Origin of the sequence: Longimicrobium terrae (genome assembly GCF_014202995.1) — a bacterium.
Lineage (GTDB): Bacteria > Gemmatimonadota > Gemmatimonadetes > Longimicrobiales > Longimicrobiaceae > Longimicrobium > Longimicrobium terrae.
The window spans coordinates 47465-59525 of the sequence record NZ_JACHIA010000024.1 but is presented as its reverse complement, the minus strand read 5'-3'; the positions used below and the strand labels follow the sequence as shown (position 1 = coordinate 59525).

11 protein-coding genes are annotated in these 12061 nt (G+C 70.3%); 2 read left to right on the top strand and 9 right to left on the bottom strand.

The genetic code is table 11. The annotated features are described in order from the left end of the window. Position 1: 1 nt before the first annotated feature. Positions 2-289, bottom strand: a complete 288-nt coding sequence (locus HNQ61_RS24790; protein ID WP_170039126.1) for a hypothetical protein — start codon at positions 287-289, stop codon at positions 2-4. A 374-nt stretch (positions 290-663) separates the two neighbouring features. Between HNQ61_RS24790 and HNQ61_RS24785 the strand changes: the two genes are divergently transcribed. Further along, the gene (locus HNQ61_RS24785; protein WP_170039128.1) at positions 664-1602 is read left to right on the top strand and encodes an RluA family pseudouridine synthase; all 939 of its coding nucleotides are present in this window, start codon (positions 664-666) and stop codon (positions 1600-1602) included. Between the two features lie 34 nt (positions 1603-1636). Here the strand turns inward: HNQ61_RS24785 and HNQ61_RS24780 are convergent, their stop codons facing one another. From HNQ61_RS24780 to panB, 6 genes are read right to left on the bottom strand one after another with little or no spacing between them, the layout of a single operon-like run. Then, a complete protein-coding gene (locus tag HNQ61_RS24780) occupies positions 1637-2173 on the bottom strand; it encodes a LytR C-terminal domain-containing protein (RefSeq protein ID WP_170039130.1) in 537 nt (178 codons plus the stop codon). Then, complete coding sequence (locus tag HNQ61_RS24775) at positions 2151-2744, bottom strand: HD domain-containing protein (RefSeq protein WP_170039132.1); 594 nt, start codon at positions 2742-2744, stop codon at positions 2151-2153. Before HNQ61_RS24775 ends, HNQ61_RS24780 begins: the two co-directional genes overlap by 23 nt. Beyond that, positions 2716-3549, bottom strand: a complete 834-nt coding sequence (locus HNQ61_RS29745) for a hypothetical protein (RefSeq protein WP_170039134.1) — start codon at positions 3547-3549, stop codon at positions 2716-2718. Before HNQ61_RS29745 ends, HNQ61_RS24775 begins: the two co-directional genes overlap by 29 nt. 5 nt (positions 3550-3554) lie before the next feature. Further along, positions 3555-3929 (bottom strand): aspartate 1-decarboxylase, encoded by a 375-nt coding sequence (panD, locus tag HNQ61_RS24765; RefSeq protein ID WP_170039136.1) that lies wholly within the window; start codon positions 3927-3929, stop codon positions 3555-3557. Between the two features lie 34 nt (positions 3930-3963). Then, the gene (panC, locus tag HNQ61_RS24760) at positions 3964-4833 is read right to left on the bottom strand and encodes a pantoate--beta-alanine ligase (protein ID WP_205762097.1); all 870 of its coding nucleotides are present in this window, start codon (positions 4831-4833) and stop codon (positions 3964-3966) included. Then, complete coding sequence (gene panB, locus HNQ61_RS24755; protein ID WP_170039138.1) at positions 4830-5654, bottom strand: 3-methyl-2-oxobutanoate hydroxymethyltransferase; 825 nt, start codon at positions 5652-5654, stop codon at positions 4830-4832. Before panB ends, panC begins: the two co-directional genes overlap by 4 nt. 100 nt (positions 5655-5754) lie before the next feature. Here panB and HNQ61_RS24750 point away from each other — a divergent pair, with 100 nt between their 5' ends. Continuing rightward, complete coding sequence (locus HNQ61_RS24750) at positions 5755-7452, top strand: NFACT RNA binding domain-containing protein (RefSeq protein WP_170039140.1); 1698 nt, start codon at positions 5755-5757, stop codon at positions 7450-7452. Between the two features lie 220 nt (positions 7453-7672). On the opposite strand, the gene HNQ61_RS24745 is transcribed toward HNQ61_RS24750, so the two are convergent. Both HNQ61_RS24745 and HNQ61_RS24740 read right to left on the bottom strand, forming a co-directional pair. Further along, entirely contained in the window at positions 7673-10177 is a 2505-nt protein-coding gene (locus HNQ61_RS24745; RefSeq protein ID WP_170039142.1) for a TonB-dependent receptor, read from the bottom strand. A 277-nt stretch (positions 10178-10454) separates the two neighbouring features. After that, a complete protein-coding gene (locus HNQ61_RS24740; RefSeq protein WP_170039144.1) occupies positions 10455-11933 on the bottom strand; it encodes an APC family permease in 1479 nt (492 codons plus the stop codon). Positions 11934-12061 lie beyond the last annotated feature (128 nt).

Here is a 12061-nt window from a genome sequence, read left to right as displayed (position 1 = left end):
GTCAGGCCGCGAGCAGGCCGTCGATGACGCACCGGGTTTCGCGTCGCAGGCGGTCGATCTCGCGCTGGTCCTCGTCGAGCGCGCGCCGCACCACCGCCACGCGCGCCAGCATGTCGCGCGTCCGGGCCCGGTAATCGGGCCTGGCGCGCCGGACGACGGGCTCGGCGTCTACGTACGCGCCGAACGGAACGGCGTGCTCGCGCAGGCGCATGGTGCCGTAGCCGGCGGGGACGGTGTACTCGGCGGACGCGGGTTCGCCGGTCACTTCCGGATCAGAGAGGGTGGACATGGGTGCCCTTCCGCGGTGCGGGTAGGCGCCGGGCCTGCGGCGCACATGGACAATCTGAACGCCACAATGGTGCACGACTCCGCTCCTGCCGTCAAGCCTTTTCTTTATCCCTATCTCTATACGCCACAGGTGTTTCACTCCACCGCGACCCGCCACGCACGCCCGGTGTCTTGTTCGGGATTCCCGCCGTTCCGTTTGCCGCCGCCGCGAGTACGCCCGCCTCTCGCGATCCCGCATCCAACCATGAGACCGCTAACCCTCGGGCCCTGTCGGCCATCGGAATCGCGCATGGAAACGAGGCCGGTCGTGCATCGGGGCCGGGACGCGTAGATTGTCGTGGTTCCTGAGTATTCTGATCGCCCCGACGCCGTATCATGCCGCAGCCAGCCGAATCCGGGCGCAAGCCCCAGTGGGTCAAGCACACCGTTACCGCCGACGAGGCGGGCCGCACGCTGCAGCAGCTGCTGACGGAAACGCTGGGGATATCGGGGCGGATGATTCAGCGGCTTACGCGCAGCAGGGGCGTGCAGATGAACCGCAAGCCCGGGTGGCTGGCGGGCAAGGTCAAGGCGGGGGATCTGGTGGAGGTGCGGCTGGTGGTGGACGAGGAACCGGGGCTGACCCCCGTGGAGATGCCGCTGTCCATCGTGGCGGAAGACGAGGACCTGCTGGTCATCGACAAGCCGCCGTTCGTGCTCGTCCACCCCACCTCGCCGGGGCAGGACCGCACATTGGCGCACGGGGTGGCGTGGCACCTTCAGCAGCGCGGAATCCGGGCGCGCGTGCATCCCGTGCACCGCATCGACCGCGACACCTCCGGACTGGTGCTGTTTGCGCGGACGGCGCACGCGCATCACCGGCTGGATCTGCAGCTGCGTGCGGGCGAACTGAAGCGCGAGTACCTGGCCCTGGTGGACGGCGTCGTGACGCAGGACCGGGGAATGATCGACGCGCCCATCGCGCGGGACCCGCGCAATCCCACCCTGCGCGTCACCCGGCCCAACGGCGAGCCCGCGCTGACGCGCTACGAGGTCGTGGAGCGCTATCCCAACGCGACGCTGGTGCGCCTGGAACTGGAGACGGGGCGGACGCACCAGATCCGCGTGCACATGCAGCACGCCGGCCACCCCGTCCTGGGCGACAGGCAGTACGGACGCCGCCGTGTGGATCTGGTAAAGCGGCAGGCGCTGCACGCGGAGCGGCTGGCCTTTACGCATCCCGCCACGGGTGCACCGGTGGAGCTGCGCGCACCCTTGGCGGAGGATCTGCGGGCCGCGATCGAGGTGCTGAAAAACGAAACGGCCCGGGGCTGATTCGCCCGGGCCGCGTTGTGCCGATCCGCATCTTTTACTGCTGCGCTTCCCCGCTCTCCGGCGCCGCGCGCCAGTCCTTTCCCAGCACCACCGTCGCGTCCACGTACATGTTGGCGTCCGGCTTGGGCTGCACGCGGCGGATTCCGATGGCGTCCGCCACCTCGCGCGCGGCGTCCATCCGCCCTACGCGGTCAAGGACGAGCGAACTGTCGGGCGGAAACCCGGCGCCGTTGCCGATAAAGACGACGTCGAAGCCGCGGTCGCGCAGTACGCGCCGTCCTTCCGCCGCCAGCCCGGGGATGCCGGACGCGTTCAGCACTTCCACGCGGACGCGCGCACCCGGCCGCGGCCCCTGGGCGGGCGTGGCGGAAACCGGGTCCGCCGTGGCGGCAGCCGAATCCGCCGCGGCAACGGGCCGGGCCAGTTCGCCCCCGCCGCCCATCAACCCCGCCACCATGGACCCCACCAGCACGGCCACCAGCAGCAGCAGCAGAAACAGGCCGATTACCTGAATCCGCCCGCCGCCGGAGCCGCCCTTGGCGGCCGCGCTACGCGGCGCTGACCTGGCCATGGAACGCCTGCGTTTCTGGATGCAGCGCGGACCCGCTTTCCATCACGTGCCGCACCCGCGCCTCCACCACCTCGCGCAGCACGGCGTCCATCTCCGCCGGCATACGGGCGCGCAGCGACGCGGTCCACTCCGTCTCGTACCGGCGCCCCGGCTCCAGAAAATCCGCCAGGTACAGCGCCCGGCCGAGCGCCTTCCACCGGGGCGAGCCGAGCGTGTGGTAGCGGATGGCCTCCAGCATCTCCTCATCCACCTCGCCGGCCAAGCGCTCGGAGGCGGCGGGGCCGTGCAGCAGCTTGCCGGGAAGATCGTGAAAGGCGGGCGGAACCTGGGGGCGCAGTTCGTCCGGCGTGCCTTCGCGCAACGCATCGTGCAGCCAGCCGGTGGCCGTCCAGCGCGCCTGGTCGCCTTCGGAAAGCCCCAGTCCGGACGCCCATTCCGCCATCAGCGCGGCCACGCGCGCCATGTGCGCGCGCCGCTTCTCGGAAACGTGCGCCCACTTGGGAAGTTCGCCGCGGGCTGCGGCGCGCACCAGCGGGCCGGGATCACTCGTCGTCAAAGCCGCGGCGGGCATGGGATTCCAGGATGGCGCGATTGCGGATGGCGGTGTGCGACACGTAGTTGAAGCCGCGAAGCTCCACGCCGCTCCCCACGCGCGAACTGACGATGCGGCAGCACGGGCCGATGACCGTTTCGTCGCCCACCACCGTCTGCCCCTCCAGTACGCAGCCGGGGTAGATGACGGAATCGCGGCCGATGACCACGCCCACGTCCACCAGCACCGTCTGGGGAAGGAGAAAGGTGACCCCCTCGTTCATCAGCCGATGGACGACGCGGTCGCGGATGGCGCCGCCGGCGCGGGCCAGCGAGGCGCGGTCGCGCACCACGAAGCCGGCGGGGTCAGGGACGACGGCGATCCCGGAAAGAGCGCGCAGGACGGACAGGTCGCCGCCGCGCGCCACCAGCCGCTCCGCGCCCTCCGGCCCGATCCACGCCGCGAGCACCGCGCCGTCTCCGCCCTCCAGAAGCACGTCGTCCGGCCGCTTCAGCAGGCGGTCCAGCGCGGGGCCGGCGGTGGGTGCGGCGGCATCCACCACCAGCACGCGCCCTTCCGCGGGCAGAACGGCGCCGCCCAGCGCCGCTTCCGTGGCGGGAAGTACATCGACCACACAGTCGATGTCGCCAAACAGTTCGATGGCGAGCTCACCCCCCACCACCACGATGCGCGCCGGGGCCGGACGCAGCGCGGCCAGGCAGCTTACCGCATGCCAGGCCAGCGGGCGCCCCGCCAGGGGGTGCAGGTAGGTGGACAGCCGGGAGCGAAGCCCGTCGCTCCCCGGCTCCGCCAGCGCCAGTACGACGCCGGTCCAGGGACCCACGGGCGTCAGGAGCTGACGGCCCGCAGGGCGTCGCGCGAGATGCGGTTCTGCTCGTCCACGAAGATGAAGCGCGGCCGGTAGCTGGCCATTTCCGCCTCGTCGTACTGCGCGTAGCTGATGACGATGACCTTGTCGCCGGGATGCACCAGGCGCGCGGCGGCGCCGTTCAGGCACATCTCGCCCCGGCCGCGCTCACCGGGGATCACGTACGTCTCGAACCGCGCGCCGTTGTTGACGTTCACGACGGCCACCTGCTCGAACTCCAGCAGATCCGCGGCTTCCATCAGCTCGGGATCAATCGTGATGGAGCCGATATAGTTGAGATCCGCCCCGGTCACCGTGGCCCGGTGGATCTTGCTCTTGCACATGTTGCGAAGCATGGCAGCCTCCCAGTGTGGACGCCTGCTCGTGAAATCAGAAAAGGACCGCGTTGTCGATCAGCCGCGTTCCACCCACCCGCGCCGCCACCAGCAGCACGGTTCCCGGCGCCGCGGCGGTCACCGGCTCCAGCGTGTCGGGGTTCACCGCCTCAGCGTACTCCGGCTCGATCCCCGGCACCCGCAGCGCCGCCCACAGTGCCTGCCGCAGCACCGCCGCGTCGCGCTCGCCCCCGGCGAACAGCGCGTCTGCCCGCTGCAGCCCGCGGTGCAGGGCCAGGGCGCGCTCGCGCTCCTCCACGGAAAGATAAACGTTCCGGGAGCTCATCGCCAAGCCGTCGGCCTCCCGCACGATGGGCGCCACCTCCACGCGGACGGGGATGTTGAGGTCCCCCACCATGCGGCGGATGAGCGTGGCCTGCTGAAAATCCTTTTGACCAAATACCGCCACGTCCGGCATGAACAGGCCGAACAGCTTGGCGACCACGGTCAGCATGCCGCTGAAGTGGCCGGGGCGGATGGCCCCCTCCATGCGCGACCCCAGCGGCCCCGGCTCCACCATCACCTGCTGCGCGCCGTGCGGATACATCTCCGCGGCGGAAGGGGCAAAGACCAGGTCCACGCCGTGCTCGCGTGCCAGCTCCAGGTCGCCGTCCAGGTCGCGCGGGTAGCGGTCCAGGTCTTCGCTGGGGCCGAACTGCAGCGGGTTGACGAAGATGGACATCATCACCCGGTCCGCCAGCTCGCGGGCGCGGTCCACCAGCGACATGTGCCCGGCGTGCAGAAAGCCCATCGTCGGCACCAGCGCCACCGTCTCCCCGGCGTCGCGCGCGGCGGCGATCGCGGCGCGAAGATCGGCGCGGCCGTGCACCAGCTGCAGGGGGCGCGCGTCCACGGCCATGCTCATTCGAAGGTGTGTTCCGGGCCGGGATACGCCCCGTCCTTGACCGTGCGCACGTACTCGCCCACCCCGTCCGTCACCGCCTGCCCCACGTCGGCGAAGCGGCGCAGAAAGCGCGGGTTGAAGCCGGTGTTGAGCCCCAGCATGTCGTGCAGCACCAGCACCTGCCCGTCGCACCCCACGCCGGCGCCGATGCCGATGGTGGGAATGGACACGCTTTCCGTCACCGCCGCGGCCAGCGGGCCGGGCACCAGCTCCAGGACGACGGAAAAGGCGCCGGCCTGCTCCAGGCGGCGCGCTTCGGCCATCATCCGCTCCGCCGCTTCTTCGCCCTTGCCCTGCACGCGCACGCCCTGCACGTGAACCGACTGGGGGGTAAAGCCCAGGTGGCCCATGACGGGAATGCCGGCGCGCACCAGCGCGGCGACGGTGTCGGCGATTTCGGGGGAGCCCCCTTCCAGCTTCACCGCCTGCGCCCCGGTTTCCTGAAGCACGCGCCCGGCATTGCGCAGGGCGTCTTCGCGGCTGACCTGGTAGGTGAGAAAGGGGAGGTCGACGACGAGCAGGGCCCGCTCCACGCCGCGGCGAACCGCGCGGGCGTGGTGGATCATGTCGTCGAGTGTGACGGGAACGGTGGTATCCAGGCCGAGGATGACCTGGCCGAGGGAGTCGCCCACGAGCACGACATCCACGCCCGCGCCGTCTACCAGGCGGGCGAAGAGGTAGTCGTATGCCGTGAGCGCGGCGATCTTTTCGCCGCGGCGCTTCATTTCGCGCAGCTCGGCGACGGTCACCCGCCGCGGCCCGCTTCCCCGCTGAGTGGACATCCCGTTACATCGTGCGTGGCGAACACCGGACCGGACGCCGGAAAATCGCGCATGGGACTGCGGGTTGACGGGCCGTGAAAGTAACCCGAAGTTGGGCCGCGTGTCAAACCTTATCCGTTACGATCCGCTGCTGGTGCGCGCCCTCGCGGCGGAGCTCGGCGCCGCCCTGCGGGGCCGCGCCGCGGCCGGCCAGCCCGTGTTTGCCCGCGACCTTTCCTGCACGCTGCCGCTGGACCGCGGGCAGGCGCTGCGCTGGGACCTGCACCCGCGCCGGGGCTGGGTGCGCCTGGTGGACGCCGCCTCGCTCGCGGAGGACGGCGCGCGCCCGCCGGACCCGTCGGAGCTGTCGGCGCGCATCACCCGCGTCTCGTCCCCCGCGGACGAGCGGCTGCTGCGCATCGACCTGCACGAGGGGGCGCGCTTTCGCGGCGCGCGCCGGGCGCTGGTCATCGAGCTGCACACCAACCAGTGGAACGCGCTGCTGGTGGATGCCGAAACCCGGCGCATCATTTCCGTCCTCCGCGCCCGCTCCGCCGGCGAGCGCGCGCTGCGGGCCGGCGCGGTCTACCTCCCTCCCCCGCCCACCCGGCGCGTCCTCCCCGGCCGCCCCCGCGCGGAGCTGCTCGCGGAGTGGACCGACGCGCTCGCCGGGATCCCGCCCGCGGACCGCGCGCGCGCCCTCGTCCGCCGCTTCGCCTTCGCCAGCCCCATGAACGCGTCGTGGATCCTGGGCCTGGCGGCTTCGGTGGATGGGGAGGACGTCCTGGAGGATGCGTTCGAGCGGTGGTGGGAAATGGCGGATGGGGATGCCTCCACCCCCGTGCTCCTGCGCACCTCGTCGGGTCCGCAGCCCTATCCGCTCCTTCTCCCCGGAACGGAGTCCGCGCCGCACACGTCCCTTCTGGCCGCGATGGAGCAGGTGTCTCGCGAGCAGCCGGCGGACGATGCCGTGGAGGCCGCCGCCGCGCCCGGGGCCGAACTGCTGGAGCGCGCGCGGAGGCGGCTCGCGGGTGCAGAGAAGCGTCTTTCGCGCCTCGCGGCGGACATGGGAAAGACGGGCGAGGCGGACCGGCTGCGCGGATGGGGCGACCTGATCCTGGCTCACCTGGACTGGCTGGAGCCGGGCACCGACAGCGTCGTGCTCCCCGGCTTTGAGGGCGACGAGGTGACGGTGCCGCTGGAACCCGCGCTGCGCCCGCACGAGAACGCGGAGCGGCTGTACGAGCAGGCCCGCCGCCGGGACAAGGCGCACGCGCGCCTCCCCGAACTGGTGGCGGAGGCGGAGCGGGAACGCGATCGGTGGATGGGCGTCATCGCCTCGCTGGAGGCGGGAGAGGTGCCGGAGGGCGTGGAAGCCGCCCTGCGCCGCCCGGAAGCGGCCGAGCGCGCCTCCGCCTCCGCGGACGACGAACGACTTCCCTACCGGCCGTATCGCACGTCAGGGGGCATCGAGGTGCGCGTGGGGCGCAGTTCCAGGGACAACGACCGGCTTACGTTCGGCCACGCGGCGCCGGGGGACGTATGGCTGCACGCCCGCTCCGTCCCCGGCTCCCACGTCGTTCTCCGCTGGCGGGAAGAGGGTGCGCCCCCGGCCCGCGACCTGGAAGAAGCGGCGGTGCTGGCGGCGTACTACAGCAAGGCGCGCTCATCGGGCACCGTCGCGGTGGACTGGACGCGGCGCCGCTACGTCCGCAAACCGCGCGGCGCCCCGCCCGGACGCGTAAGCCTCGTCCAGGCCAAGACCATCTTCGTCGCCCCCGACGCCGCGCTGGAGGAACGTCTGCGCGTAGTCGAATGATCCCGCTCGAAGCACGACCAGAAAAACATCACACAGAGCCGCAGAGGCGCAGAGAAAGAACAACAGAAAGGGAGAAGGACCCGATCGCGGTCCTTCTCCCTTTTTCTCTCTGCGGCTCTGCGTCTCTGTGTGAGCCTTCTAGTTCTTTCTGGTGGATGAAAAAACGATCGGCCGCGGAGCAGTCCGCGGCCGATCGTTTTTCATCCACCAGAACCGCGGCTCAGGGCCCGAGCACGCTGGGGCTCTGCGGCTCCTGCTGCTCCTGCGGGCGCTGGCGCAGGCGCGGCTGCTGGCCGTAGTTGTACGTAAAGGTCAGGAACAGCGCCCGTCCGCCAAAGCTGCGCTCCGTGTACTGGTCGTACAGCGGGCTGCGGGTCTCCAGCGAAAAGCCCGACAGGTTGAACGGGTCCTGAAGGCGCAGACCAATGCTGCCGCGGTCGCCCATCACCTTCTGCCGGGCCGCCAGGTTCATGAACACCATGCGGCCCATGCGTCCCTGCTCCACGTCCATCGGCGCGCGGTAGAAGGCGAACGCCTGCACGTCGGTGCGCGGCGTGACCTGGTAGCTGCCGCTGATGCGCGCCGACCAGCCGAGCGCGTCGCTGTTCAGGTTGTCGCTTCCCGCGCCGCTGGCGTTGGTCACCTGGCGGAACGCGCTCACGCTGCCCAGCGCATTCAGCTTGCCCATGCGCACGGAGCCGTTCACGTCCATGCCGTACGAGTCGCTGGTGTCCAGGTTCTGAAACGTCACGCGCAGCGTGTCGCCGCGCACCTCGCGGATGCGGCGGATGGCGTTGTCCGTGCGGCGAAAGAACGGCGTCACCTGCATGGAGCCGGTCGGGAACGACCGCTGGTAGCCCAGCTCGAAGGCGTTGGTGAACTCCGCCTCCAGGTCCGGGTTGCCCTGAAAGATGTTGCGCGGGTCCTCGTTCACGGTGAACGGGTTCAGCAGCCGCGTGTCCGGGCGCTGAATGCGGCGCGAGTAGCTCAGGCGCACCTGCTGCTGGTCATCCACGTTCCACGCGGCCAGACCGCTGGGGAACCAGCTCAGGTAATCCTTGGGAAACGATTCTCCCGTGTTGCCCAGCGTGAACTCGCGGCTGGTGTACTCCGCGCGCAGGCCGCCCTGCACGTCCACCGGGCCGAAGCTGCGGCTGAGCACGCCGTACCCCGCGTTCACCGTTTCGTCGTACGAGAACACGCTGCGGCCGTTGGGCGTCCACGTGTCGGTGTCGTCGTTGAAGGCGCGCACCGCCTGGTCGTTATCCAGCAGGCGCAGCGTGCCCTTGTACCCGGTTTCCAGCTTGGCAACTTCACCCAGCGGACGGGTGTAGTCCAGCTGCGCGGTGTAGACGGTGGCGAGCGCCTCGGCGTCCTGCCCGGAGCGCACCAGTCCCACGGGCGCGCCGTCGGCGCTGGTCACCAGCCGCTCGTCGATGATGCTGGCGAAGTTGTTTTCAACGTGGTTGGCGCGCAGCTCGGCGTTCAGCTCGTGCCGCTGCGGCGTAATGGTGTGGCGAAAGGCCAGCGACCCGTCGACGGTGATGTCGTCGCTCTCGTTGTCCGTCAGCCCCTCCGTCTCCAGCAGCAGCGTCCCGCTGGGCGAGCGGCGGATGTAGTCGTTGTCGCTTCCGGCGTCAAACCCGCCCAGGCTGAACAGGCCGGAAGCGGACAGCACGTCGCGCTCGCCCAGCCGCAGGTCGGCATTGCCGTTCACCAGGTGCGACAGCGTGTTGAACTCGCCCAGGTTGTCCTGCCGCACCGTGTAGTCCACGATGCGGCTCACCGAGTCGGTGAACGAGTTCAGGGTGTTGAACCCCTCGTTCTGGCGCACGTCCCGGCGAAACCCGTAGCTGCCGAACAGCGTCAGCGGGCCCTGCTGGTATCCCACGTTGCCCGACGCGTTGTAGCGGCCGCCGGTGCCCACGCCCGTCTGCACGCCGTAGCTCAGCCCCAGGTCGGTGTTGGCCTTGAGGACGATGTTGATGATCCCCGCCATTCCTTCCGGCTCGTACTTGGCCGAGGGATTGGGAACCACTTCCACGTTCTGCACCACACCGGCGGGAAGCTGCTGCAGGAAGGTGGCGAGCTGGTCGCCGCGCATGGGGGTGGGACGCCCGTTGATCTGCACCGCCACGTTCTGGTTGCCGCGCAGGCTCACGTTGCCGTCCTGGTCCACCTCCACCGCGGGGATGTTGCGCAGCACGTCCACCGCGCTGCCGCCCGCCGTGGGCAGGTCCGCCGCGCGGTAGGTGTTGCGGTCCGGCGCCAGCCCGGTGCTCTGCGCCGTGGCCTCCACCGTTACGCCCTCCAGCAGCAGCGCGCCGCGCGACATGCGCACCGTGCCCACGTTGGCCACCGGCGACTGCGGGGTGATCTCCACCGCCGCCGTGGTCGTGGTGGCGTTGCCCAGCGAGCTCACCCGCAGAAAGTAGCGCCCGGGACGCAGCCCCTCCACGCGAAAGGCGCCGTTGGGCCGCGCCACCACGCCGGCCACCAGCGACGAGTCCGCCGCGCTGCGCACCGCCACCTGCGCGGAGGCCACCGGCTGTCCCTCGGCGTCCACGACGGTGCCGCTGATCGCGCCGCCCTGCTGCGCCGCGGCGCCCGGTGCGCCTCCCGCGGGGGGCGCGCCGGGGGGACGGGTCTGCGCGGACGCGGCGGTGGACGCGGTGATTACCGCGAGCAGGGCCGCGAGCGGGGTGCCAAGGAGCTTCATATCCATCCGTTGTACGGAAAGGTTCTGGTCAGGGTCGGTTGCCGGCCGTGCGCGCTGTACGGCCAGGGGTGCTAAAAGATTCACACCCCCCCGCGCGCCCTCGGCGGGCATGCTGATTGGACACCACAGGGGCCCAAACCGTTTGCCCGCGCGAAAAAAAAAGGAACATCCAGATCCAGTACCCCGGTCCGCCGATTTCCTTCCCCGCAACGGCCCACGAAAAAGCGCGGCGGGCCGTGAAGCCCGCCGCGCTCTTTCCTTCATCCGCCAAGGCGGTCGCGGCTCAGGCGGCGCGGGTGCGGCGGTCCCAGATGAAGAAGACGGGAATGCCCAGCAGCACCACCACCAGGCCGCTGAACGAGTATTCCGGCTTGGCCACCAGCAGGATCAGCGCGACGCCCAGCGCGGAAAGCATGTACAGCGCGGGAATCACGGGATAGCCGAACGCCTTGTACGGGCGCGGCAGGTCCGGCTGCTTCCGCCGCAGGGAGAACAGCGCCATCATCGTCAGCACGTAAAAGATGAGGGCGGCGAAGATCACGTAGTCCAGCAGCTGCCCGTAGGTGCCGGTCAGCGTCAGCAGGGCCGTCCACACGCCCTGCGCCACCAGCGCCCACGCCGGCACGTCGTTGCGGTTCACCGAGGCCGCGCGCGCAAAGAACAGCCCGTCGCGCGCCATAGCGAAGTACACCCGCGCTCCCGCCATGATCAGCCCGTTGATGCAGCCGAAGGTGCTCACCAGAATGGCGCCCGCCATCAGGTACTGCCCCACGGGGCCGAACATGTGCTCCAATGCCAGCGTGCCCACGCGGTCCTGCGGCGCGGTCTTGATCTGGTCCAGCGACAGCACCGACAGGTAGGCGATGTTGGCCAGCACGTACAGGACGGTCACCAGCCCGGTTCCCAGGGCCAGCGCCAGCGGCAGGTTGCGCTCCGGCCGCTTCACCTCGGCGGCGGCAAAGGTCACGTTGTTCCACGCATCCGACGAAAACAGCGACCCCACCATGGCCGAGCCGAAGGCGGTGATGATCAGCGGAATGGCGATGCCCAGCACGGTGACCTGCGTTCCCCCCGGCTGGCCGCTCCAGATGTTGCTCCAGTTGGCGGCGATGGCGTCGGCGTTGCGGCCGATGCTGATGCCCAGCAGGATGAGCGCCGCCAGCGCGCCCGTCTTGGCGATGGTGAGCGTGGTCTGAATCCACTTGGCCTCGCGCACGCCGCGCAGGTTCACCCACGTCAGCAGGGCGATGACCAGGATGGCCACCACGCGCTGCGGCGACAGGCCCAGCTGCGTGGCCTCCGTCGCGCCGGGCATCATCACGCTTCCCAGCGGCAGAAACACGTCCGGCGTCAGCCGCTCAAAGAACACGCCCAGGAAGCGCGCGAACGCCACCGCCACCGCGGCGATGGTCCCCGTCTGGATGACCAGGAACAGCGTCCACCCGTACAGAAAGCCGGGCATCCGTCCCAGCCCCTCGCGCAGGAACACGTACTGACCGCCGGCGCGCGGCATGGCGGCCGCCAGCTCGCCGTAGCTGAGCGCCGCGGCCAGCGTCATCAGCCCGCTGGCGATCCACACGGCCAGCAGCCCGCCCACGCTCCCCATGTTGCGGGCGATGTCGGCGGAAACGATGAAGATTCCCGACCCGATCATGGATCCCGCCACCAGCATCACCGCGTCCAGCAGCGAAAGGCCGCGGCGCAGTTCCGCGTCCGCGGCGGCCGGCGGCGCGCCGTGCGGGGGGATGTCCGTCGTTGTCATGAGGCTATGCGGGGGAAGGAACGTGCGCGCGCAGGCAGGGGGCCGGCGCGCAGGCGGAGGGAAGTACGGCACCAACATACGTCAGGACCACCGGAACGAAAGAGGCCCGGCCGGAAAAACCTTCCCGG

Bases quoted from the DNA above. Each gene is read 5' to 3' on its own strand.
- HNQ61_RS24790 (WP_170039126.1), bottom strand. From the start codon at position 289: ATGTCCACCCTCTCTGATCCGGAAGTGACCGGCGAACCCGCGTCCGCC.
- HNQ61_RS24785 (WP_170039128.1), top strand. From the start codon at position 664: ATGCCGCAGCCAGCCGAATCCGGGCGCAAGCCCCAGTGGGTCAAGCAC.
- HNQ61_RS24780 (WP_170039130.1), bottom strand. From the start codon at position 2,173: ATGGCCAGGTCAGCGCCGCGTAGCGCGGCCGCCAAGGGCGGCTCCGGC.
- HNQ61_RS24775 (WP_170039132.1), bottom strand. From the start codon at position 2,744: ATGCCCGCCGCGGCTTTGACGACGAGTGATCCCGGCCCGCTGGTGCGC.
- panD (WP_170039136.1), bottom strand. From the start codon at position 3,929: ATGCTTCGCAACATGTGCAAGAGCAAGATCCACCGGGCCACGGTGACC.
- panC (WP_205762097.1), bottom strand. From the start codon at position 4,833: ATGAGCATGGCCGTGGACGCGCGCCCCCTGCAGCTGGTGCACGGCCGC.
- panB (WP_170039138.1), bottom strand. From the start codon at position 5,654: ATGTCCACTCAGCGGGGAAGCGGGCCGCGGCGGGTGACCGTCGCCGAG.
- HNQ61_RS24745 (WP_170039142.1), bottom strand. From the start codon at position 10,177: ATGGATATGAAGCTCCTTGGCACCCCGCTCGCGGCCCTGCTCGCGGTA.
- HNQ61_RS24740 (WP_170039144.1), bottom strand. From the start codon at position 11,933: ATGACAACGACGGACATCCCCCCGCACGGCGCGCCGCCGGCCGCCGCG.